This window comes from Mesorhizobium sp. GW821-FHT04C10 (assembly GCF_059420305.1).
Window position 1 is genome coordinate 5893282 of the sequence record NZ_JBWKTL010000001.1, and the last position, 22232, is coordinate 5915513.

Below are 22232 nucleotides of genomic sequence, written 5' to 3' on the forward strand. Positions count from 1 at the left end.
GCCGAAAAGCTTGCGGCAAATACAGAAATAGTAGACCTTCATATCGAAAAGGCATGAAGACAGAACCGAGCCCCAATCGTGAAGACTCTCAAGACGTCACTTCCGCTTCTGAACGCCATGGTCGCCTTCGAGGCGGCCGCGCGGCATGGAGGCCTGACACCCGCCGCGCAGGAACTCAACATCGCGCAATCCGCGGTCAGCCGCCACGTCGCCAATCTCGAGAGGCAACTTTCGGTCGAACTGTTCACGCGTCAGGGCAACCGCGTCGCCATCACCGGAGCCGGCATGGCGCTGGCCGAAGCGATCCGCGAAGGGCTAACGACCATCAGGCAAGCGGTGGAGGAGCTGACCGAGCACGACAGCGACACATTCGTCGTCGGCTGCAGCCATGACCTGGCGCAAGCGTGGCTGATGCCCCGCTTCGGCCTGATCACTTCGCTTGTCGCCGATGGCCGCGTGCTGCTGCAGACATCCAACGACTACAGGGATTTCGACCAGCCTGAAGTGGCACTGTCGATCCGCTTCGGCGAACCCGAACAATGGCCTGATCTTGTTGCCGAAAAGCTGTTCGACGGAGAATGGTATCCCGTCTGCGCGCCCGCTTTCCTGGCCCGGCATCCGGCGCTTGCGACGGAAGAGCCGGAGGCTTTCCTTGACGTGCCTCTGCTGCATCAGGCCACGCCGCCCAGGGCGATCGATAGCTGGCAATCGTGGATCGGAACCGACCGCAAGCTCGAGGGTCCGAGGTTCACGAGCTATATGTCGATGATACACGAAACCATCGCCGGCCGCGGCGCGGCACTGGCCTGGGCCGGCTTCGCCGACGAGCAGCTTCGTCGCGGCCAGCTCATCCGTTTGACCAAGGCCTCGCGTCGCCACGCCGGCTCCTTCCACATCGTGATGCGGAAGAATGCCGGTCCGCTGGTCAGGTCGGTGGCGCAGGCACTGCTTGGCAGCGTCGGCACCACCTGAGGGATCAGGCTTCGCGGCCAAACCGTGAGGCGTCGTGGCGCGCGCCCCAGGCCGGCATGGCGGCCTCGACCTCGGCTTCCGACTTGAAGGCATCGGAGGCGTAACGGTCGACACGGAAGCGTCCGGGCGAGACGAACGGGGTCTGGCCGAGGGCGAGTTCGCAGGCGAGCCGGCCAAGGCCCGGGCCATGGGTGACGCCGCTCTCATTGTCGCCGCCGGCGATCACGACGTTGTCGCTGCCCGGGATCTTGCCGACCACGAGGCTGTTGTCGGGTGTGTAGCACGGCACGCCTTGCGCCCAACTCGCGATCCTCGAACCGCGCAGCGGCGGGAAGATCGTCTGCAATTCCGCAAGCTCTTGTTCGGACGTCGCCTGCATCAGTTCCAGATTATGCGGCTGACCGGGTTCGATGTCGCTGTCGGCCGTTTTGTAGAGAGGTTGATAGTGCCGGCCGGTGCCCCACATGACGGCGCCGAATGTTTCGCGCAGCCACAGCCGCAACTCGCGGCACTGGACTGTCGGGATCGTCGACGGCAACCCCCTGTTGTCGGTGACGATGCGCGTCGCGACGACCCGCAGCAGCGGCAGCTGCCAGCCAAGGCCTGCGATCACCTGGTTGTTCCACGCGCCGGCGGCAACGATCGCGCCATCGGCTTCAATGCTGCCCTGGTCGGTTTCGATCGTCACCCGATCGCCCGCATCCTGGACGGCGGTGACGCGCGTCCCGCTGCGGAAGACACCGCCAAGCTCACCGATCTGGCCGGTGAGCACCTTCATCGCCAGGGTAGTATCCAGCTGGATGCCGTGCGGGTTGTAAGCCGCCGAGTGGACGCGCGTCGGATCGATCAGGCCCTGCATCTTCTGGCCGATCTGCGCGGCGTTCAGATCCTGCATTTCCGGCGGCGCGTAAGGAGAGTCCAGCACCGGACGCACGAAGCGCTCGCGTCCATCCTCGGTCAGCGCCATGATCAAGGTGCCGTTCGGCCGGTAGCCGATCTCGACGCCGACCTCGTGCAGCCGGCGATAGAAATCGAGCCCATACTGCTGCAGCTGAAAACCTTCCTCGCCGAGCGGGATCATGCCCGCGGACCAATGCGAGACGAAACCCGCACCGGCGCCGGTGGTCGCCGCGCCCGGCTGACCCGCATCGATGATGGTCACCTGGCGCACGCCGTATCGCAGCAGATGCACGGCCGCGCTGCAGCCGATGATGCCACCGCCGATCACGGCGATATGTCGGTTGCTGCCTCCGGTGTGGTTGCCGTTTGTACTCATCTCTTCCGTTCTCCCTTCACTGATGGCCCGGTCCCGCCGGCGGGACCGATATGTCTTTCCAGCCACCACAGGATGCGCGCGGCACTGTCGATGTATTCGGGGTAACCGCGCAGGCTGTGGCCAGCCTTCGGATAGATAACGAGAGCGCTCGGCGCTCCGGACCTCAGGGCCGCGAAATGGCATTCCTCGGCCTGTCCCGGCGGTGTGCTCTTGTCGATGGCGCCGGCCATGATCAGCGACGGCACGATCTTCTTCTGCTTGTGGAATGCGGGGCTGCGCGAAAAATACTCGCCGCCGGATTGCCACGGCGACGTCGTCAGCATGATCTCGTCAAATTCAGGGATTTGCGACGTGCGGTGCTGGCTATACCAGTCGCCAACCGGAGAGATCGGCACCGCCACAGCGAAGCGGTCGCTTTGCGAGGGCAGCCAGGCCGACATGAAGCCACCATAGCTGGTGCCGGTAACGGCGACGCGCGTGGCATCGACCAGCCCGCGCGCGATCAGCGCGTCGACCCCACTGATGATGTCCTGCGCGTCGGCGCCGCCCATGTCGCCCCTGACGGCACGGGCAAAGTCGTCGCCGCGCCCGGTGCTGCCACGCGGGTTCGGGAACAGGATCGTCCAGCCACGGATGGCAAGGATGGCGCCGGCGCGCGAACGGCCAAGCCAGCGGTTGCGGTGCGCCGAAACCGGTCCGCCATGAACATCGACCAGGAGCGGCGTCGGGGCCGTCGCGCCAGACGGCCGCACCAGCCAGCCCTGGATGGTCAGCCCGTCCGGCGCCGGCCATTCGAAGGGTTCGACCATACCGCAGGCGGCCATCGCCTTGGCAGCATCGGGCGCGGCCAGCGAGGCCAGTTCAACAATGGAGCCATCCGTCTCTTCGGCCAGGAACGGCGCGCGCGACCAGGATTCGGCGATGAACAGCGAGCCCCTGTCTCCGATCGGGTGAGACGCGGGCACCCACTCGCCATGGGTGAGTTCACGCGACGCCCAATGTTGCGTCGCGACCGCACTGTCGAGCGCGAAATCGCCGCTCACGGTTTCTGGGCCGCCGGCACCGGCAAAATGGATGACCGTTGCCGAACGCCATTCGACCGATGTCACATCGATGCCCGGCGTGTCGGCAATTACAACCGCGCCGGTTTTCAGATCGAGGATGGAAAGCAGGCCGGCAACCAGCCCGCGATCGCTGCAGAATGCCTGGACGAAGGCGACCTTGTCTCCGCCCGGACCGCCCCTGACGCAACCGATCTGGTCCTTTGGCGTATGGATCGTCCGCGCGGAGCCCGAGCCGGCGTCGACCAGCGCCAGATGCGCCCTATACCAGCTGCCCTCGCCATGATCGTCGCTGACCAGCGCGGCAATGCTGTCGTTGCCGGACCAGCTCGCCTCCCAGACGTTCAGCGGCGGGGCGGTGAGCGGGCGAGCGGCACCCTCGATGTCCCAGATCCATATGCGGCGCCAAAGGTCCTCGCCCTCGCCCAGCCGAACCTCGGGCAGCCAGGCGACGGCTTCCGCCTGTTGTTTCTGGGCATAGCCGCCGTGGATACCGGCAAGGTCGGCCGCGGTTCCGGCAACCACCAGAAGAAGTTTCCTGCCGTCCGGCGACCAGTCGAGCTGTTCGATGCGCCCTTGCAGGACGGCGCTCGCTACAACGGCACTGTCGAACCATATCTCGATCAGGTCCGTCGCGGTGCCGTCACCCTGGCAGGCGAATGCGAGCCGCGACCCGTCAGGCGACAAACGGATCTGCCGCGCTTCCCTTTCGCTCAGCCGTTTGAGCGGACCGCCGCCGCGTGCGACCTGGTAGAGCCTGCTCGCGGGTCCATCCTCGATCGTTCCTTCGAAACTGTGGCCGATGAAATGGAGTTGTCCCGCGCCATGATGGCCGCACAGCGAGCGACCGCCGAAGACGTGGCCGGGGGCGTCCAGAAGATCGCTGTAGAAGCCGTGGACGGCTTCGAACTCCGCCGAGGAGCGAAAATCCCGTTGCATCGGATACCCTCATAATCATGCGTTGCGAACCCACGACGCAGAGCCGCGCCGCACTGTCCTGATGGCAACGACGGCGACCATACAGGCTCAATCGGAGCTGTCTAGACACATGTGTCTGTGGCCTGATAATTGATAGGCACTGCATCTGGATCACGCGACCGGAACGCTGATTGATCCGGCATTCCGAGATGTGGGTACTGCCGAGAGAGCGAGGAAAAAGTGACCGTTTCGAATGCCGCCCGGGCAATTTTTGACAGTGAAATCATTTGGGACGCGCATTCCGGCTTCATGCCGGATCCGGCGGCGGACCTGAACAATCTGCAGATCTGGCGCGATGCCGGCATCGACTATCTGTCGATCGACGTCGGCTTCGATTTGTTGCCCTGGGAGCAGACTGTCAGGACGCTGGCGAATTTCCGCCACTGGATCCTTTCCAATTCCCAGCACTACACGCTGGTCTCCTCGGTCACGGAAATCCGCAAGGCCAAGGCCGAGGGCAAACTCGCGATCACCTTCGACATAGAGGGCATGAACGCGCTCGACGGCCGCATCGAGATGGTGGAGTTCTACCACCAGCTCGGCGTGCGCCAGATCCTGTTTGCGTACAACAGGAACAATCTGGCCGGCGGCGGCTGCCACGATGTCGAGACCAGCCTGACGGCGTTCGGCCGCGAGGTCATCGACGAGATGAACCGTCTCGGCATGTTTGTCGACGTCACACATACCGGCTACCGCACTTCGATGGAGGTCATGGAGTATTCCAACCGGCCGGTCATCTTCTCGCACTCCAACCCCAAGGCGCTTTGCGGCCACGGCCGCAACATCACCGACGATCAGATCAAGGCCTGCGCACGCACTGGCGGCATTGTCGCAATCGTCGGGCTCAATCGTTTCCTCGGCGAAGGCCGGACGGATTCGGAGAGGCTGGCCGACCATATCGAGTACCTCGTCGATCTGATCGGCCCGCGCCATGTCGGCATCGGGCTGGACTACGCCTTCCCGGTCGACGTCAAGGGCATCGACCGCATCATCTCCGACAACCCGCAATTCTGGCCCAAGAACGAATATCCGGAGGGTGCCACGACCTACTCGGCCCCGGGCCAGATGCGCGAACTGGCCGAGGTGCTGCTGCGCCGTGGCCAATCGGAGCAGGCAGTGCGCGACGTCATGGGCGGCAATTTCATGCGGCTCGCGAGCGAGATCTGGAAGTAGGCGAGAACGCGGGCCGCGCTTCGGCTTTTGATCCAGCTTCCGCCGACCGGCGGGCCAGCCTGCCCGGGGTGGGCCGATGGCATTTCGCCCCCGCCGGAGTGCCGGCAGGGGCGGATCGGATATCGGGATTTTGCGCAAGACCGGCCATATCCAAGATTCGAACATGCCAGCAAAATTTTCGCTAGACATACATGTCTATCCCTAGCAGTTTTAGCTGACCGATAAATTCGGCGCGGTTCGAAAAAGCCAGCAGATCAAGCACGACAATTAAAACAGCAGAGGGGTAGAGCATGTCCATTTTTACCGACACCAGGATTTCGCGACGCGGCCTGCTGGCTGGAGCCGGAGCCTTTGGTCTTGCCTCGATGGTCAATCCGAAAATCTCCTGGTCGGCCGATGGTCCGATCCTGAAGGTGCGCTCATACGCCGACATCCAGACGCTCGACCCCTGCTTCCGGCTGGCCGCGCCCGAAGGCGATATCACCAGCGTCATTTTCGCCGGGCTCGTCGTCACCACGCCTGGCGAGAGCTGGGGCTGGCGGCCGATGGCGGCGGAGACGATCACACAGCTCGACCCGCTGACCGTCGCCTTCAAACTGCGCGACAATATCGGCTTCACCGACGGCTATGGCCAGATGACGGCGGAGGACGTCAAATTCTCGATCGAGCGCATCGCCGACCCGGCCAACAAGAGCCCCTATTCCGGCGACTGGGCGACGCTCAAGGAAGTCGAGGTCAAGGACAAGCTCTCTGGCATCATCCATCTCAAGCAGGCCTTCGCCCCACTGTGGACATCCACCTTGCCGACGCCGTCCGGGACCATCCTGTCCAAGAAAGCCATCACCGAACTCGGCGGCAAGTTGGGCGTCAAGCCGGTTGCGCAGTCAGGCCCCTACATACTGAAGGAATGGCTGCCCAAGCAGCGCACCGTGCTGGTGCGCAACCCTGACTGGAAGTACGAGCCGGGCGGCTTTGCCGAAATCCACATCCATCCGATCGAGGACGAGAAGACGGGCGAACTCGGCTACGAGGCCGGCGATCTCGACTACACCTGGACCGCGGTCTCCTCGATCTCGCGGCTGAAACAGACGCCGCCACCGAAGACCAAGGTCGTCGAGAAGCCGTCGCTGGCCTTTGTCTGGCTGGGCATGAACCAGGATGTCGCGCCGTTCAACAATCCGAACATGCGCCGCGCGGTGCAATATGCCGTGGACCGCAAGGCCGTCGTCGATGCCGCCTATTTCGGCGCGGCCGCCACCGCGACCGGCATCATCGCGCCCGGCCTGCCCGGCCACCGCGAGAAGAACCTCTTCGACTACGATCCGGACCGCGCCCGCGACATGATCGCCAAGGAGGGGCTCGCCGGCACCACGATCACGCTCGACATCCTCAACAAGACCGAGCGCCTCACCGCCGCTCAGGTGGTCCAGTCGAACCTGCAGGATGTCGGCCTCAACGTCGAGATCAAGCAGAACGACAGCGGCACCTTCTGGACGCTCGGCGCCAAGGAAGGCGACTACTGGAAGAAGCTGCAGATGGTCATCAGCCGCTTCTCCATGCAGCCGGATCCAAGCTGGGCCACCGCGTGGTTCACACGCGACCAGATCGGCGTCTGGAACTGGGAGCGTTTCTCCAGCGAGGAATTCGACAAGCTCAATGCCGAGGGCATGGTCGAACTCGATCCGGCCAAGCGCGATGTCATCTACAAGAAGCTGCAGGACCTGATGGAGGAAAACGGCAACTACGTCTTCCTCACCCACGAAGTCACCGGCGTCATGTATCGCGACTCGGTCGTGGCCGGCCTGAAGCCGAACGGTGAACCAGTGTTCACCGATTTCAAACCGGCATGACATCGACCCGCGGGGGCTTGCCCCCGCCGGAGACGTTCCGACGGGTAATGACATGATCCGCTACGCTCTCAAGCGTCTGTGGCTGGGCGCCATCATCATCAGCTTCGCGCTGATGATGATGTTCGCCATGGTTTACCTCATCCCCGGCGACCCGGCCTCGGTCGCGCTGGGACCACGCGCGACGCCGGAGATGAAGGAGGCGTTGCGCGAGCGCATGGGCCTGGATCAGCCCGTCTGGCGGCAATTCGTGAACTTCTATGGGTCGGCCTTGCATGGCGATCTCGGCACGGAAGTCTTGTCCGACCGGCCGGTGCTGAACGTGGTGATGGAGCAACTGCCGTTCACGCTGGCGCTCATCATCGGCGGCATCACCTGGTCGGTGGCGCTCGGCATTCCGCTTGGCTGTATCGCGGCGGTGCGGCGCGGCGGCGTCGTCGACCAAGTGATCGGCGTATTGTCGGTGGCGATGATCGCGGTGCCGTCCTTCGTCGTCGCCATCTATTCGCTACTGGTCTTTGCCGTTGCCCTGCAATGGCTGCCGGCAATCGGAGCCGGCGACCCCGGAAACCTCGCCAGCCAGCTTCAGCATCTCATCCTGCCGTCATTAGCGGTCGGCCTTGGCTGGATCGGCTATATCTCGCGCATGGTTCGCGCCTCGATGCTGGAGACGCTCGAGGCCAGCCATATCCGCACGGCGCGCGCCTTCGGCCTGCCGGAACACCGCATCATCTACACCTACGCGCTGCGCATCGCCGTGCTGCCGACCATCACCCTGCTCGGCGTCGGCATCGGCCATATGCTGTCGTCTTCGGTCTTCGCCGAAATCGTCTTTGCCCGCCCTGGCATCGGCAAGCTGGTCTATGAAGCGATTTCGGTGCGCAACTACCCCATTGTCTCCGGAGCCGTGCTGGTCACCACGGTCTTCTTCGTCCTCGTCAACGTAGCGGCAGACATACTGGTCGGCCTATTGGATCCCCGTGTCAGATCAAGTTTCAACTGAGCTGTCCTTTCGCGGCAGCCGCCTCGGCGGCGTGTGGCGCACCCTGCGCCGCATCATGCGCGAGCCGCTCGGCGCCATCGGCCTGACGCTGGTGGCGGTGGTGGTGCTTTCGGCTGTGTTCGCCAGTGTCCTGACCAGCTATACGCCGAGCAAGATTTCGCCGGCCGAGCGCTTCGCCTCGCCCAGCCTTCTGCACCTGCTCGGCACCGACCATCTCGGCCGCGATCTCTTCACCCGGGTTCTCTACGGCGGACGCGTCGCGCTGATGATCGCGCTGGGCTCAACCCTGGTGTCGCTGATTGTCGGCGTGGTGCTGGGCCTGATCGCCGGCTATGGCCCGCGATGGCTCGACAATGTGCTGCTGCTCGTCTTCGACGCGGTGAAGAGTTTCCCGACCGTCATGCTGGCGCTGACGCTGGTCACCCTGTTCGGCCCCTCGCTTTACGCGGTGGTGCTGGTGGTGATGCTGGTCAACGTACCGGGCTATGCGCGCATCATCCGCACCCAGACGCTGGTGCTCAAATCCGCCGAACATGTCATGGCGGCACGCTCGATGGGCGCAAGCGCCGGCCGCATCCTGCGCGTCCATATCCTGCCCAACATTATCGGCCCGATCCTGATCCTGGTGTCGATGGACATCCCCGTGGTGGTGGCGATCGAGGCCGGCATGAGCTTCCTCGGGCTTGGCGTGCGGCCGCCGACACCGAGCTGGGGCGCAATCCTCAATGACGGCTTCGCCAACATCCGTGATTCCTACTGGATCGTGATCGCCGGCGGCCTGCCGATCGTGCTGACCACGCTCGGCTTCACCTTCTTCGGCGAGACCTTGCGCGATCTCTTCGATCCCCGGCTGAAGGGGCGGTCATGACGGTTCTCGCGGTCAAGAATCTCAGCGTTGCCTTCCACACCGAGAGCGGCCGGCTGGAGGCGCTGAAAGACGTCAGCCTTTCCGTGCCCTCCAACCGCAGCGTCGGCGTGGTCGGCGAATCCGGCTGCGGGAAGTCGACGCTGATCAACGCCATACTCGGCCTGCTCGCCGACAATGGCGAGATCTCGTCGGGCGAGATCGTCTTCGAAGGCGACAAGGACCTCACCCGGCTTGACCCGACCGCGATGCGCGGGCTGCGTGGCCGCAGGATCGCCACCGTGTTCCAGGATCCGATGGGCGCGCTCAATCCCGTGCTTTCGGTGGGACGGCAGATGCGTGATATCCAGTATCGCTCAGGCCTGTCGAAGCGGGACAAGGACGCGCGCTCGGTCGCCATGCTGCGCAAGGTCCGCATTCCCGATCCGGAAAGCCGGCTGGCGCAGTTTCCGCACGAATTCTCCGGCGGCATGAAGCAGCGCATCGCCATCGCCATGGCGCTGATGATGGAACCGGCGCTGCTGATTGCCGACGAGCCGACCACCGCGCTCGACGCGACGCTGGAGGTGGCCACTATCGAGCTGCTCAAGGACCTGCAGCGCGAGATCGGCTGCTCGGTGCTTTTCATCTCGCATCACCTGGGGGTTATCGCCGAACTCTGCGACGAGATGATCGTCATGTATGCCGGCGAAGTGGTGGAGAGCGGCACGACCCGCGAGATCTTCCATGATGCGCGTCATCCCTATACGCAAAAGCTGCTCGCCTGCGATCCGGCGCGGCTGTCGCAACGGGTCGCCCGCCTGCCGACCATCGCCGGAACCTTGCCGGATCTGCGCCGGCGGCCGAGCGGCTGCGTCTTCCAGCCGCGTTGCGACCGCGCCGATGCGCAATGCCTGACGACACCTCCCAACGCTCCACTTGGCGGATCTCACATCGCCCGATGCTGGCACGCGGACGTTCCCCTGGGGGTGATGAGCGCATGAGCTCCGACGACCTGCTCCGCGTCAGCGATTTACGCGTCTCGTTCCGGGTCGGCGGGCTGACCGCCAGGCTGGCTGGCCGCGCCACGGAGATCGAGGCGGTCTCCGGTGTCAGCTTCAACCTGCAGCGCGGCACCACTTTCGCGCTGGTCGGCGAATCCGGCTCCGGCAAGACCACTCTTGCACGCACGATCAATGGTCTTCAGCCCGTCAAATCGGGCACGATCCTGTTCGAAGGACAGGAGTTGCAGGGTCTCTCCAACGCCGCGATGAAGCCGGTGCGGCGGCGCATGCCGATGATGTTCCAGGATCCGATCGGGTCACTGTCGCCACGGCTCAGCGTGCGGTCGCTGCTGTCGGAGCCCTTCGTCATCCATGGGCTCTCCAACCGTGATCTCAACGCCGAGGTCACGCGACTTCTGACGCTGGTCGGGCTGCCGCGCGAGTTCGCCGACCGCTATCCGCACCAGCTGTCCGGCGGCCAGGCACGCCGCGTCGGCGTCGCGCGGGCGATCGCGCTCGATCCCGTGCTGGTGGTTGCCGACGAGCCGACGGCCGGCCTCGACGTTTCCGTACAGGGCGAGGTGCTGAACCTGCTCAACGATCTGCGCGACCGCATGGGCCTGTCGATGCTGATCATCACCCACAATCTGCATGTCGTGCGCCAGATCGCCGACCGCATGGCGGTCATGTATCTCGGCCGCTTCGTCGAGCAGGGCGAGACCGAAGCGATCTTCCGCGCGCCGCATCATCCCTATACGGCGGCCCTTCTATCGGCCAATCCGGAGCCCGATCCCGACAGGATGCACCAGCGCATCACGTTGCCGGCGGACGTACCGTCGCTGCTGGCGCGGCCCAAGGGCTGTGAATTCCATACACGCTGCCCGCAAGCACAGGACCGTTGCGCGGTCGATGCCCCTATCCCGGCCGCTGTAGGCGACAGCCGTCTGACCTGCCATTTCCCGCTGAACACATAAGGACAGCCTCGGCACATATGGCCGGGGCGTCGAGAGGAGCCGCCATGCAAGATATCCGCGTCATCACCGATTTTCCGCGCAAGGTGCGCGAGATCGAGAACCTGTGGATTCCGATGCCGGACGGCGTCAAGCTGGCGGCGCGCGTCTGGCTGCCGGAAGATGCCGACGCCGATCCGGTGCCGGCGATCCTTGAATACCTGCCCTATCGCAAGCGCGACGGAACGGTGGAACGCGATGCGCTGACGCATCCCTATTTCGCCGGGCACGGCTATGCAGGCGTGCGTGTCGACATGCGCGGCTCGGGCGACAGCGAAGGGCTGTGCAAGGGCGAGTATCTGAAGCAGGAACAGGACGACTGCCTGGCGGTGATCGAATGGTTGGCCCGGCAACCCTGGTGCTCGGGCAGCGTCGGCATGATCGGCATCAGCTGGGGCGGCTTCAACGGGCTGCAGGTCGCCGCCCGGCGCCCGCCGGCGCTGAAGGCTGTCATCTCGCTGTGCTCGACCGACGACCGCTACAATGACGATGTGCATTACCTCGGCGGCGCCATGATGTGCGACAATCTGATGTGGGGAACGACTGCCTGGGCGATCGCCATGACGCCACCTGATCCGCTGATCGTCGGCGACCGCTGGCGCGATCTCTGGGAGCAGCGGCTGAACGGCAACGGCATATGGATGCAGGACTGGTTCGAACACCAGCGCCGCGACGATTTCTACAAGCATGGCTCGATCTGCGAGGACTATGCCGATGTTGAAATCCCGGTCTATGCCGTCGGCGGCTGGGCCGACGGCTATCCCAACCCGATCTTCCGCATGCTGGAAAACCTGCCCGGCCCCCGCAAGGGCCTGATCGGCCCCTGGGGGCACAAATATCCCCACTTCGCCATGCCCGGCCCGCGCATGGGCTTCCTGCAGGAATGCCTGCGCTGGTGGGACCAGTATCTGAAGGGGATCGACACCGGCATTGCCGACGAGCCGATGCTGCGCGCCTGGATCCAGGATCCGGCGCGGCCGGCCGCGATCTATGATGAGCGGCCCGGCCGCTGGGTGGCCGAGCCGTCCTGGCCGGGACCGGGCGTCGGGCAAAAGGTGCTGAACCTTGCACCCCATGTGCTGAGCGAGGCCAGGGGCGATAACGCGATCCTGGAGATTTCATCGCCACAGACGGCCGGCCTGTCTTCAGGCGCCTGGTGTGGCTACGGCGTCATGCCGACCTTGCCGGTCGACCAGCGGACCGAGGAAGGCAACGCCCTGATCTTCGAGACAGCGCCGTTGACCGAAGCCGTCGAGATCCTCGGCTTCCCCGAATTCGAGGTCAAGCTCGCCTCAGACAAACCGGTCGCGCTCCTCTCCGCCACCCTGTCGCAGGTGTTCGCGGACGGTGCGGCCTCACGTGTCAGCTACGGTATCCTCAACCTCAGCCATCGCAACGGCGACCTGGAGATCGAGCCGCTGGTGCCAGGGCAAGCGGAGACGGTGCGCATCAAGCTGCGCTGCTGCGGGCAGCGTTTCGAGGCCGGCGAGCGCATCCGGCTGGCGCTGGCGACGTCGCACTGGCCGATCGTCTTCCCGACGGCCGAACAGGCGACGCTGTCGATCCATTGCGGCGACAGCCGGCTGATCCTGCCGGTGCGCGCAGCGCAGAAGCTGGACGACACGCTGGGAGCATTTCTCGGCCCGGAGAGCGCCAGCCCGATGGAGCAGGAGGTGCTGGCCAAGGGCGACGGCTTCCAGCGCTCGGTGTCGACCGACCAGGTCACCGGCGAGACCGTCTACCAAGTGATCAATGACGGCGGCACGGTGCGGCACCCGCATACGGGAATGACCCTTTCGGCAAGGCATGTCGATCGCTTCACCATCCACCCCGACGATCCGAACACGGCGGTCGGCACCTGTACATGGGAGAAATCCTACGGCAGGGGCGACTGGCAAGCGCGTGTTTCGGTCAAGGCGACGGTGCGCGCGCTGCGCGATGTCTGGCGGATCGAGACCCACATCACCGCGCATGATCGCAACGAGGTGGTCGTCGACCGAAGCGAGGTCAAGGAGTATCCGCGCGACCTCAACTGAGGGCCCGGCGCGGCTCGCGATCACGCCATCAGTTTCGGCAAGGCGGCCGCCAGCGCATCGACGGCGAGCCGCACCTTGAGCGGCAGATGCGGCGTCCGCAGCCAAAGGGCGTGGCAGTCGTAGGGATAGCGCGGCTGATCTGGAAACAGCGCCACGAGCGCACCGGCCCGAATGCGCTCGCGAACCAACCACCAGGGCAGCCACGCCAGCCCCATGCCTTCGACAGCAGCATCGGCGATGGCATCGAGATCGTCGAGCCGCAGCCGGCCGCTGGGCACGATCTCCCGCGCTGTCTGCCCTTCACGCGCAAACAGCCAGGGCTGAACGACCTGGCCAAGCCGGCGATAGACGATTGCATGATGATCGGCGAGGTCCTCGACCCGCCGCGGTTCGCCATGGCGTTGCAGATAGGAGGGCGCCGCGCAAACGATCATGCCCTGGCGCGCGACGCGGCGCGCGATGACGCCGGCCTTGTCGTCCAGATCGCCGGTCCGGATGGCGAGATCGTAGCCGTCCTCGGCAAGATCGGCGAAGCGGTCGCTGAGCGACAGGTCGAGTTCCAGCATCGGATATTGCCGTGCCAGTTGCAGCAGCACGGGGGTGACGCAGTGGCGACCGAAATGCGCCGGCATGGTGACGCGCAGTTTTCCGCGCGGTTCGGAGAGTTGGTCGGCAGCCAGCGCATCGGCGGCTTCCGCCTCGGCCAATACGACCCGGCAGCGTTCATAATAGGCGCGGCCGAAATCCGTCAGGCTCTGACGGCGCGTGGTGCGGTTGATGAGGCGCACACCCAGCCGTTCTTCGAGAAAGCGGACATGCTTGCCCACCATAGGTCCGGACAGGTCGAGCGCGACCGCGGCAGCCGCGAACGAGCCAAGGTCGGCCGCCTTGACGAAGACGGCCATGCTCTCAAGCCGATCCATATTCGAAACCTTCGGTTTCTACTGCTTTATCCCTACGCCCATTTATCCATGAAACCTTTATCCGCATAGCTCATTCGGTTCAGATAATTTGGAGTAACCCGAATGGCACGTATCGTCCGCTTCCACCAGCATGGCGGTCCCGAAGTCCTGCGCATCGAGGATATCGCCCCCCGTCACCGGGCCCTGGCGAGGTTCAAATCCGCGTCAAGGCACTCGGCATCAATCGCGCCGAGGCGCTGCTGCGCGCCGGCACCTATGTCGAGACCGCTGCCCTGCCCTCCGGGCTTGGCCTTGAAGCGGCGGGGGTTGTCGAAACAGTGGGCGAAGGCGTGAAGGATTTCGTCCCGGGCGACGCTGTCAGCGCCATCCCTCCACAGTCGATGGTGCGCTGGCCGGCTTATGGCGAATTGGTCACCTATCCCGCCGCGCAGCTCGTCAAGCACCCACCGTCGCTTGACTGGAAAGGGGCGGCGGCGGTCTGGATGCAATATCTCACCGCCTATGGCGCGCTGATCGACATTGCCAAACTTGGCAGTGGGGATGCCGTCGTTATCACAGCGGCGTCGAGCAGCGTCGGGCTTGCCGCCATCCAGATCGCCAACAAGGTTGGCGCAACGGCGATTGCGGTGACGCGGACATCGACGAAGAAACAAGCCTTGCTCGACGCCGGAGCGGCTGAAGTCGTGATCCTGGCCGAAGAGGATCTCACCGCACGGCTGAACGCGATCGTGGGAGCGAAAGGCGTTCGAGTCGTGCTGGATGCAGTCGGCGGCCCGATCTTCGGGCCGCTGACGGCAGCGATGTCAAAGGGAGGCATTCTGATCGAATATGGCGGCCTTAGCAGCGAGCCGACGCCGTTTCCCCTGGCTGCCGTGCTGGGCAAGACGCTGACGCTGCGTGGCTACCTCGTCCACGAGATCACCGGCGACCCGACGAAATTGGAGGCAGCAAAGGCGTTCATCCTCGACGGCCTGGAGACCGGCACGCTGAAACCGATCATCGACCGGAGCTTTGCCTTTGACCAGATCGTCGAAGCGCACCGCTATCTCGAATCGAACGACCAGTTCGGGAAGATCGTAGTGACGATCTGAGATCGTAGTGACGATCTGAGATCGTGGTGACCGTCTGAGCAACGGCAAACAAATCAGCCCCTGCCGGCACTATCGCCCTTGAAGGCGCGGCTCCGCATTCCTAACTATCCGGTGCGGGCCGGGCCCCTCTGACTGTCGCCAATGGTGACCGTGATGTCGGACCGCTTTAATGGGCCCGTTTCCATCCTTTTAGGTCAAGCGGGCTCAATCCTTCGGTTTGGAGCCCCGTATGACGTCTTCCCTCCTTGGTCTGGTTTGCCCCTCCTGCCGCGTCGCGCTCACAATGAGCGAACGCCAGGGTATCGAAATCGACTACTGTCCGCAGTGCCGCGGCGTCTGGCTTGATCGAGGCGAACTCGACAAGATCATCGAGCGTTCCGGCAGGGAGGCGTCGCCCGCGCCGCAGCCACAGCCGGCAGCCTTCTCGCAGCCGCAGCAAGGCCATGGCCGCGATGATGATTATTCGCGTTCGCAGGGTCACCGTTATCCCAAGCGGAAGAAATCATTCTTCGAAGAATTGTTCGATTGACCGGATGTCGCTCCGGTGCCCGGGCCGACGCTTGCTGAAAATTTCTAAAACCACATCGATAAAGGTTCATTTCCGATGATGTCTCGCACCAGCCGATTTGCAACCCTGTTTGCCGGACTGCTTCTCGCATTCTCCATGGTCGCGATCGATCATGCGGAGGCACGGCGCGGCGGCAGTTTCGGCAGTCGCGGCACGCGCACGTTCCAGTCGGCACCGCCGACCAGGACCGCTCCGGCGCCGACCGCTCCGGTCGAGCGTTCGATGACGCCCAACACCGGTGTGAATTCTGCCGCCCGGCAGCCGCAGGCCGGCCCGCAGAGACCCGGCTTCATGAGCGGCTTCGGCGGAACGATGATGCGCGGCCTGCTGATCGGCGGCCTGATCGGGCTGCTCTTGGGCCAAGGCTTCGGCGGTCTGGCCGGCATGTTCGGCTTCCTGCTACAGGCCCTGCTCATCGGTGGCGCGATCATGCTGGCCATCCGCTTCTTCCGCTCGCAATCCGCGCGCGGCCCGGCGCCGGCGCTCGCGGGTGCCGGCGGTGTCCAGGCGTCGCGATTTGAGAACCGCGCAACGGGACAGCAGACGGCGGGCTCGTTCTCAATCCCCGGCTTTGGTGGCGGTTCGGGCGGAGGCTCTCCGGCCGCTGCTGTCTCCGAGGAGATCACACTGGCTCAGAGCGACCTTGATGCGTTCCAGCAGTTGCTGACCGACGTCCAGGAAGCATTCGGGCGCGAAGACCATGCCGCCCTGCGCCGGGCGACGACACCTGAGATGGTATCCTATCTCTCGGAAGAACTGGCCGACAACGCCCAGAAAGGTCTCAGGAACGAGGTGTCCGACATCACCTTGCTGCAGGCCGACATCGCCGAAAGCTGGCGCGAGGATGACCGCGACTATGCCACGGCCGCGCTGCGCTACGAGTCTCGCGACGTGATGCGCGAACGGGCCAGCGGCAAGGTCGTCGAGGGTGACGAGGGCCATCCGACCGAGACGACCGAGCTGTGGACATTCACGCGTCAGAATGGCTCAAGCTGGAAGCTCTCGGCCATACAGCAGGCCTGAGCCCGGCCAGTTCACCCGAAGGTCGTTGCGGACGTTCAGCGCACGATCCTGACGCACATCGGCGTGCCGATCTCTATGGCGCGTCCGGTGTTGGTCAGCATGCCGCTCGCCGCGTCACGCGCGAAGATCGAGATGCGGTCGGCATTCTGGTTGGCGGAGAACAAATGGCTGCCGGAGGGCGTCAGCGCCAGGTTGCGTGGCGTGGCACCCCCGCAAGAGGCATAGCCGACGAGGCTCAGCGCGCCGGTCTGCTGGTCGACAGCCATGATGACTACGCTGTCGTGACCACGGTTGGAGCCGTAGACAAAACAGCCATCCGGCGAGATCTGGATATCGGCGCAGTGATTGCTGTCGCGCGCCTCGGCCGGCACCGCCGGTTTGGCGTCGATGATGGAGAGCTTGCCTGATGCTTCGTCCAGCGCCATCGACACGACGGTCGAATCCAGCTCATTCATGACCAAAACGAAGCGTCCGTTCGGATGCAGTGCGAGATGGCGAGGCCCCGCGCCCGGCGTCAGGACGGACTCGGTGAGCTTCGTCAGCTTTCCATCCTGCCCGATCCGGTAGGATACCAGCCGGTCGATGCCGAGATCGGCGACGATGGCCGTTCCGCCGGCAATGGTTTCGGTGACGCTGTGGGCGTGCGAGCGTTCCTGCCGCGCCGCATTCGGGCCACTGCCCCTGTGCGAAACACTGGCCAGCGGCGGCGTCAACGCGCCGTCCTTCTCAAAGCCGTAGACCGCCACCGCACGATCCGGACCGCCCTCCCCCATGCCGTAATTGGCGACCAGCAATTTGGTCCCATCGCGGGTGATGGTGTTGTGAGCGGTGATGCTGCCCAGCGATGGCTGCTTGTTCAGATAGGTGAGCGTGTTCGAACCACGGTCGAAGCGATAGGCGGAAACCGTCCCCTCGCGCCAGGCGAATACTTCCGAATTGGCGTAGATGCGCGAACCATCCGGCGTCACCGACAAGAAGGTCGGATTGTCGACGTCGTTGGTCTCCGCCAGTTTTCGTATTTCCAGCGTTGCTTCGTCGAAGCTGTAGACGCCGAGCCCAACGCCGCGCGCGCCCTGAAAATAGGGCGCCTCGCGGTTCAGGCTGCCGACGAAGACCAGACAATCCTTGCTCATGATTTCCTCCCTGCCCACCTGCGCCTGGGCGTGCGGGGCCGGCCAAAATTTCGCCTGTCCTCGCTTGCAACGCAACCCCATATGTGAAAATACTATTTACAAAAGAAGATTGACGGGAGGAGACGTCGTGCAACCACGCGCTTTCAGCGGTAGTCAAGCGGTTGCCCGGAGCCTCTTGCGAGACCGCCGGAGCCAGCCATGACCGACTTCGCCCCCACCGTCGGGGTCGCCTCGACGCACCCGAAGAACATGCCCGAGGAGCACGCCGCCTTGCCGGTGTGGAATGCCGAGAACTGGTTCTACGAAGACTGGCCGGTCGGGCAGAAAATCCGCTCCTTGCGGCGCACGATGGCCGAGGGCGACAGCCATCTGTTCAACACGCTGGTGCTCGACATCCACCCCTACGTGCAAGACCAGATGTTTGCCGAGAACGAAGGCATTTTCGGCAAGCGGCTGATCGCCGGCGCTTTCGTTTTTTCAGCGGGCCTCGGGCTGGTCGCCACCAACTGCGTCAACGCCTTTTCCTACGGCTATGACAAGCTCCGCTTCATAAAGCCTGTCTTCATTGGCGACACGATCTATTCGATACGCTCCAACCTCGACAAGAAGCCCCGCTACAAGGAGATGGGGCTGATCCGCGCCAGCTACGAAGTGTTCAAGGGCGAAGGCGAGCTCGTTCTGTATTGCGAGCATCTGCAGACGGTGAAGTACCGCAACCCCGCCGACTTCGTCGGCAAGACGGAGAAATAATGATGCCGGCAGCAGCCGAATTGCCGCTCGCCGGTCTCGTCGTCGTCGACATGAGCCAGTTCCTGTCCGGGCCCTATTGCTCGCTCCGGCTGCTCGATCTCGGCGCCCGCGTCATCAAGATCGAGCGTCCGGACGGCGGCGACCTGTCGCGCCGACTCTATCTCAGCGACACCGAGATCGGCGGCGATTCCACCATCTTCCACGCCATCAACCGGGCCAAGGAAAGTCTCGCCATCGACCTCAAGAACGAAGCCGATCTCAAGGCGTTGCGCGGGCTCCTGGCCAAGGCCGACGTGCTGATCCAGAATTTCCGCCCAGGCGTCATCGAACGGCTCGGCTTAGATCATGAGGCAGTCCGCAAGATCAATCCAAGGCTCGTCTATGCCTCGATCAGCGGCTATGGCGAAGAGGGTCCATGGGTAAAGCGGCCCGGCCAGGACCTGCTGGCGCAGTCGCGCTCCGGCGTGATGTGGCTGAATGGCGACGAGGATCAGGGACCGGTGCCGTTCGGGCTCGCGATCGGCGACATGCTGGCGGGTGCTGCCTGCGCTCAGGGCATTCTGGCGGCCTTGGTGCGGCGCGGCATCACCGGCCAGGGCAGCCATATCGAAACCAGCCTGCTCGAGGCGCTGGTCGACTTCCAGTTCGAGGTGCTGACGACGCATCTCAATGACGGCCGCCGCTTGCCGCGACGCTCGAGCTTCCGCAGCGCACATGCCTATCTCTCGGCGCCCTACGGCGTCTACCCTGCCGAGGACGGCTATCTCGCCATCGCCATGACGCCGATCCCCAAGCTGGCCGATCTTCTGTCGCTTGAGGAGTTGGCGCCTTATCGCGACAGGCCGGCATCGTGGTTCACCGCGCGCGACGATATCAAGGCGATCATCGCGCAGAGGATTGCCACCAAGACCATCGACGAGTGGCTCGCCATTCTGGAGCCCGCCGACATCTGGTGCGCCAAGGTGCTCACCTGGCCGGAGATGCTGGCAAGCGAGGGATTTCAGTCGCTCGACATGCTGCAGACGGTGACGCGCGAGGACGATGTCTCGATCCTCACCACCAGTTCGCCGCTTAGGGTCGACGGCATCAGGGCCAAGGTCGATCGCGCCGCGCCGCGCATCGGCGAACACAGCGCCGCGATCCGCGCGGAGTTCGGCCTGTGACCACGCTCAAGGGCATGACCTGGAGTCATCCGCGCGGCTATGATCCGATGGTTGCCTGCTCGTCTCTCTGGCAACATAAAACCGGCGTCGCCATCGAATGGGACAAGCGCTCGCTGCAGGATTTCGAATCCTTCCCGGTCGAGGAACTGGCACGGGCCTATGATCTGATCGTCATCGACCATCCACATGTCGGCCAGATCACGGCGGAAAGCTGTCTCGCGCCGCTGGATGTTGCAGGTCGCGAGACGGAGCGTGCCGCGCTCGCCGCGGGCAGCGTCGGCCAGTCCTATCCGAGCTACGCTTGGCAAGGGCAGCAATGGGCTTTCCCGATCGATGCGGCGACACAAATACAGGCATGGCGGCCGGACGCACTCGATACGCCGCCGGCGCGCTGGAGCGAGGTGCTCGATCTCGCCCGGCAAGGCCGCGTGCTTCTGCCATTGCGGTCGCCGCATGTGCTGATGGTGTTCTACACGCTTGCCGGCAATCTCGGTCACCCCTGCGCCACCGATCCGTCCCGCGATCTCATCGATATCGAGACCGGCGCCCAAGTTTTCGAAGCGATGCGCGAGATCGCCGCGCTGGTCGAGCCGGCCTGTTTCGAAATGGACCCGATCGCGGTTTCCGAACGTATGGCGGAGGCCAATTCCAAGATCGTTTGCGCGCCGCTGATCTATGGCTATGTCTCCTATGCGGTATCAGGGTTTCGCGCGCACCGGCTGGCCTTCACCGACATCCCGGCCGTCGGCTCCAACGGCGCGGTCGGTTCTGCACTGGGCGGCACCGGCATAGCAGTGTCGGCCTTTTCCCAGGCAAAAGAAGCCGCGATCGATTTCGCCTACTGGGTCGCCAGCGGCGATGTCCAGCGCGGTCCCTATGCCGCCGCCGGCGGACAGCCGGGCCATGCCGCTGGCTGGGAAGACCAGACCGTCAACGCCGCGACCGGCAATTTCTATCGCGATACACGCGCGACGCTCGAGGGCGCATGGGTGCGGCCGCGCCATGACGGCTACATGGCGTTCCAGCAGGCAGCGTCCGACCGCATCCTTTCCGGCATGACTTCCGGGCACAAAGCCGCCCAGGTCGTTGCCGATCTCAATCGCCTGTTCGGGGAGAGTTCCCCCGCACAGGTGTCCGGCGCTGCCGGTGGAGGAGCCTGAACGAAACCGAACGGAGGAGACACAATGAAAAACATGATGCGCGGCCTGATGGCCGCAACCGCCTTTGTATGCATAACAAGCGTTGCCCATGCCCAGGATGTGCAAGGCGTCATCGGCGGCCTGCCGACCGAACTCAAGGCGCAGTATGACGGCGCGCCGCAGAAGGTACTGCCTTCGGCCTGGGACAATTTCACCCCGCCGCCGAAGCCGTGGAAATGGTGCCACTCGGAATCCTACCAGGGCAATCCGTGGCGTGTGACGGTGACCAAGGAGCTGAAGCGTCTCGTCGACGGGCTGATCGCCGATGGCACGGTATCGAGCTTCGAAGTGTCTGATTCCAACAACGATGCCAGCCAGCAGATCAACCAGATCCGTGCCTTCATCGACAAGAAATGCTCGATCATCACCTCGATCCCGGGCTCGGCTACCGCACTCGATGACGCCATTGATGCCGCCGCCAAGGCCGGCATTCCGTTCATCACCGCCGCCGGTTCGGTGACCAGCCCGAACGCGATCAACGTCGATTCCAACTATGCACGCTGGGGCTATGACATGATGACCGCGATCGGCAAGGCTCAGCCGGACGGTGCCAGCATCCTGCTCGTCGAAGGCATTGCCGGCCACCCGATCGTGGTGCAGGAACGCCAGGGTGCCGACAAGGCGCTGGCCGAAAATCCGAAGCTGAAGATTTCGCGCAACGTCAACGGCAACTGGACGGCCAATGTGACCAAGACGGTGGTTCTCCAGGCGATCGCCACCAACCCTGCACCGATCGATGCGGTGTGGACGACCGGCAGCGAAAGCCGCGTCGTCGCCGAGGCCTTCGCCGAGGCAGGACGGCCGGCGCCGCTGATCACCGGTTCAATCACCGGTGATGCGCTGGGCTATTGGAAAGCCAACCCCGACAAGTACCGCTTCGAAGGCCATGCCGTGCTGCCGCACTGGACCGCCGAGACCCTGTTCCGTGTCGGTGAGCGCATGCTCGACGGCCAGAAGCCGAAGCTCAACACGCTGCTGATCCCGATCCCGCCGGTGCACAGCGCCGATCTCGGCCAATGGTACAAGGACTGCATGACGACGGATGCCGTCTCGATCTTCCCGATCCCGCCCAAGGATCCGATGCCGGAGGAATGGCTCGACGCCTATTTCTCCAACCCGGCGCCGACCAAGGGCTGGGATTATTCAAAGGTACCCGACGCCTGCGCCAAGTGACGGCT

General features: G+C 64.2%; 18 protein-coding genes and 1 pseudogene. 15 read left to right on the top strand and 4 right to left on the bottom strand.

Going from position 1 to position 22232, the window contains the following annotated elements; genetic code table 11:
• The first annotated feature begins 78 nt into the window (after nt 1–78).
• Nucleotides 79–972: a LysR family transcriptional regulator gene (locus AC07UC_RS28645; RefSeq protein ID WP_494908187.1), complete on the top strand. Its 894-nt coding sequence runs from the start codon at nt 79–81 to the stop codon at nt 970–972.
• A 4-nt stretch (nt 973–976) separates the two neighbouring features.
• Here AC07UC_RS28645 and AC07UC_RS28650 read toward each other — a convergent pair whose 3' ends face one another.
• Both AC07UC_RS28650 and AC07UC_RS28655 read right to left on the bottom strand, forming a co-directional pair.
• Nucleotides 977–2248 (bottom strand): NAD(P)/FAD-dependent oxidoreductase, encoded by a 1272-nt coding sequence (locus AC07UC_RS28650; RefSeq protein ID WP_494908188.1) that lies wholly within the window; start codon nt 2246–2248, stop codon nt 977–979.
• Nucleotides 2245–4248, bottom strand: coding sequence for a S9 family peptidase (locus AC07UC_RS28655; protein WP_494908189.1), 2004 nt, complete (start codon nt 4246–4248; stop codon nt 2245–2247). Before AC07UC_RS28655 ends, AC07UC_RS28650 begins: the two co-directional genes overlap by 4 nt.
• A gap of 219 nt (nt 4249–4467) precedes the next feature.
• Between AC07UC_RS28655 and AC07UC_RS28660 the strand changes: the two genes are divergently transcribed.
• The 7 genes from AC07UC_RS28660 (at nt 4468) to AC07UC_RS28690 (ending at nt 13204) form a co-directional block, all read left to right on the top strand.
• A complete protein-coding gene (locus AC07UC_RS28660; RefSeq protein WP_494908190.1) occupies nt 4468–5460 on the top strand; it encodes a dipeptidase in 993 nt (330 codons plus the stop codon).
• A gap of 290 nt (nt 5461–5750) precedes the next feature.
• The gene (locus AC07UC_RS28665) at nt 5751–7310 is read left to right on the top strand and encodes an ABC transporter substrate-binding protein (RefSeq protein ID WP_140769377.1); all 1560 of its coding nucleotides are present in this window, start codon (nt 5751–5753) and stop codon (nt 7308–7310) included.
• 52 nt (nt 7311–7362) lie between these two features.
• A complete protein-coding gene (locus AC07UC_RS28670) occupies nt 7363–8310 on the top strand; it encodes an ABC transporter permease (RefSeq protein ID WP_494908191.1) in 948 nt (315 codons plus the stop codon).
• Complete coding sequence (locus tag AC07UC_RS28675; RefSeq protein ID WP_494908192.1) at nt 8288–9178, top strand: ABC transporter permease; 891 nt, start codon at nt 8288–8290, stop codon at nt 9176–9178. The genes AC07UC_RS28670 and AC07UC_RS28675 overlap by 23 nt, the downstream gene beginning before the upstream one ends.
• The gene (locus AC07UC_RS28680) at nt 9175–10158 is read left to right on the top strand and encodes an ABC transporter ATP-binding protein (protein ID WP_494908193.1); all 984 of its coding nucleotides are present in this window, start codon (nt 9175–9177) and stop codon (nt 10156–10158) included. The genes AC07UC_RS28675 and AC07UC_RS28680 overlap by 4 nt, the downstream gene beginning before the upstream one ends.
• Nucleotides 10155–11132, top strand: a complete 978-nt coding sequence (locus AC07UC_RS28685) for an ABC transporter ATP-binding protein (RefSeq protein WP_494908194.1) — start codon at nt 10155–10157, stop codon at nt 11130–11132. The genes AC07UC_RS28680 and AC07UC_RS28685 overlap by 4 nt, the downstream gene beginning before the upstream one ends.
• Before the next feature lie 44 nt (nt 11133–11176).
• Nucleotides 11177–13204 carry a CocE/NonD family hydrolase gene (locus AC07UC_RS28690; RefSeq protein ID WP_494908195.1) on the top strand — a complete coding sequence of 676 codons (2028 nt, stop codon included), beginning with the start codon at nt 11177–11179 and terminating at the stop codon, nt 13202–13204.
• Between the two features lie 20 nt (nt 13205–13224).
• On the opposite strand, the gene AC07UC_RS28695 is transcribed toward AC07UC_RS28690, so the two are convergent.
• The gene (locus AC07UC_RS28695) at nt 13225–14127 is read right to left on the bottom strand and encodes a LysR family transcriptional regulator (RefSeq protein ID WP_494908196.1); all 903 of its coding nucleotides are present in this window, start codon (nt 14125–14127) and stop codon (nt 13225–13227) included.
• A 102-nt stretch (nt 14128–14229) separates the two neighbouring features.
• On the opposite strand from AC07UC_RS28695, the pseudogene AC07UC_RS28700 reads away from it, so the two are divergent.
• From AC07UC_RS28700 to AC07UC_RS28710, 3 genes and pseudogenes are all read left to right on the top strand, one after another.
• A pseudogene (locus AC07UC_RS28700) lies at nt 14230–15218 on the top strand (zinc-dependent alcohol dehydrogenase family protein).
• A 229-nt stretch (nt 15219–15447) separates the two neighbouring features.
• Nucleotides 15448–15747, top strand: coding sequence for a TFIIB-type zinc ribbon-containing protein (locus tag AC07UC_RS28705; protein ID WP_140769388.1), 300 nt, complete (start codon nt 15448–15450; stop codon nt 15745–15747).
• Nucleotides 15748–15822: 75 nt separating this feature from the next.
• Nucleotides 15823–16809, top strand: coding sequence for a Tim44 domain-containing protein (locus AC07UC_RS28710; RefSeq protein ID WP_494908198.1), 987 nt, complete (start codon nt 15823–15825; stop codon nt 16807–16809).
• A gap of 35 nt (nt 16810–16844) precedes the next feature.
• Here the strand turns inward: AC07UC_RS28710 and AC07UC_RS28715 are convergent, their stop codons facing one another.
• Nucleotides 16845–17942 (bottom strand): lactonase family protein, encoded by a 1098-nt coding sequence (locus AC07UC_RS28715; protein ID WP_494908199.1) that lies wholly within the window; start codon nt 17940–17942, stop codon nt 16845–16847.
• 198 nt (nt 17943–18140) lie between these two features.
• On the opposite strand from AC07UC_RS28715, the gene AC07UC_RS28720 reads away from it, so the two are divergent.
• From AC07UC_RS28720 to AC07UC_RS28735, 4 genes are read left to right on the top strand one after another with little or no spacing between them, the layout of a single operon-like run.
• Nucleotides 18141–18692, top strand: coding sequence for a MaoC family dehydratase (locus tag AC07UC_RS28720; RefSeq protein ID WP_140769394.1), 552 nt, complete (start codon nt 18141–18143; stop codon nt 18690–18692).
• Nucleotides 18693–18694: 2 nt separating this feature from the next.
• Nucleotides 18695–19855, top strand: a complete 1161-nt coding sequence (locus tag AC07UC_RS28725) for a CaiB/BaiF CoA transferase family protein (RefSeq protein WP_494908200.1) — start codon at nt 18695–18697, stop codon at nt 19853–19855.
• 14 nt (nt 19856–19869) lie between these two features.
• On the top strand, nt 19870–21015 hold the full coding sequence (locus AC07UC_RS28730; RefSeq protein WP_494909002.1) for a type 2 periplasmic-binding domain-containing protein: 1146 nt from the start codon (nt 19870–19872) through the stop codon (nt 21013–21015).
• 24 nt (nt 21016–21039) lie between these two features.
• Nucleotides 21040–22227: an ABC transporter substrate-binding protein gene (locus AC07UC_RS28735; protein ID WP_494908201.1), complete on the top strand. Its 1188-nt coding sequence runs from the start codon at nt 21040–21042 to the stop codon at nt 22225–22227.
• Nucleotides 22228–22232: the final 5 nt, after the last annotated feature.

Excerpts from the sequence above, each read along its gene's own strand:
- AC07UC_RS28695 (WP_494908196.1), bottom strand. The coding sequence starts at position 14,127 with ATGGATCGGCTTGAGAGCATGGCCGTCTTCGTCAAGGCGGCCGACCTT.
- AC07UC_RS28655 (WP_494908189.1), bottom strand. The coding sequence starts at position 4,248 with ATGCAACGGGATTTTCGCTCCTCGGCGGAGTTCGAAGCCGTCCACGGC.
- AC07UC_RS28705 (WP_140769388.1), top strand. The coding sequence starts at position 15,448 with ATGACGTCTTCCCTCCTTGGTCTGGTTTGCCCCTCCTGCCGCGTCGCG.
- AC07UC_RS28690 (WP_494908195.1), top strand. The coding sequence starts at position 11,177 with ATGCAAGATATCCGCGTCATCACCGATTTTCCGCGCAAGGTGCGCGAG.
- AC07UC_RS28665 (WP_140769377.1), top strand. The coding sequence starts at position 5,751 with ATGTCCATTTTTACCGACACCAGGATTTCGCGACGCGGCCTGCTGGCT.
- AC07UC_RS28670 (WP_494908191.1), top strand. The coding sequence starts at position 7,363 with ATGATCCGCTACGCTCTCAAGCGTCTGTGGCTGGGCGCCATCATCATC.
- AC07UC_RS28710 (WP_494908198.1), top strand. The coding sequence starts at position 15,823 with ATGATGTCTCGCACCAGCCGATTTGCAACCCTGTTTGCCGGACTGCTT.
- AC07UC_RS28650 (WP_494908188.1), bottom strand. The coding sequence starts at position 2,248 with ATGAGTACAAACGGCAACCACACCGGAGGCAGCAACCGACATATCGCC.
- AC07UC_RS28730 (WP_494909002.1), top strand. The coding sequence starts at position 19,870 with ATGACCTGGAGTCATCCGCGCGGCTATGATCCGATGGTTGCCTGCTCG.
- AC07UC_RS28735 (WP_494908201.1), top strand. The coding sequence starts at position 21,040 with ATGAAAAACATGATGCGCGGCCTGATGGCCGCAACCGCCTTTGTATGC.
- AC07UC_RS28685 (WP_494908194.1), top strand. The coding sequence starts at position 10,155 with ATGAGCTCCGACGACCTGCTCCGCGTCAGCGATTTACGCGTCTCGTTC.
- AC07UC_RS28715 (WP_494908199.1), bottom strand. The coding sequence starts at position 17,942 with ATGAGCAAGGATTGTCTGGTCTTCGTCGGCAGCCTGAACCGCGAGGCG.
- AC07UC_RS28720 (WP_140769394.1), top strand. The coding sequence starts at position 18,141 with ATGACCGACTTCGCCCCCACCGTCGGGGTCGCCTCGACGCACCCGAAG.
- AC07UC_RS28725 (WP_494908200.1), top strand. The coding sequence starts at position 18,695 with ATGCCGGCAGCAGCCGAATTGCCGCTCGCCGGTCTCGTCGTCGTCGAC.
- AC07UC_RS28680 (WP_494908193.1), top strand. The coding sequence starts at position 9,175 with ATGACGGTTCTCGCGGTCAAGAATCTCAGCGTTGCCTTCCACACCGAG.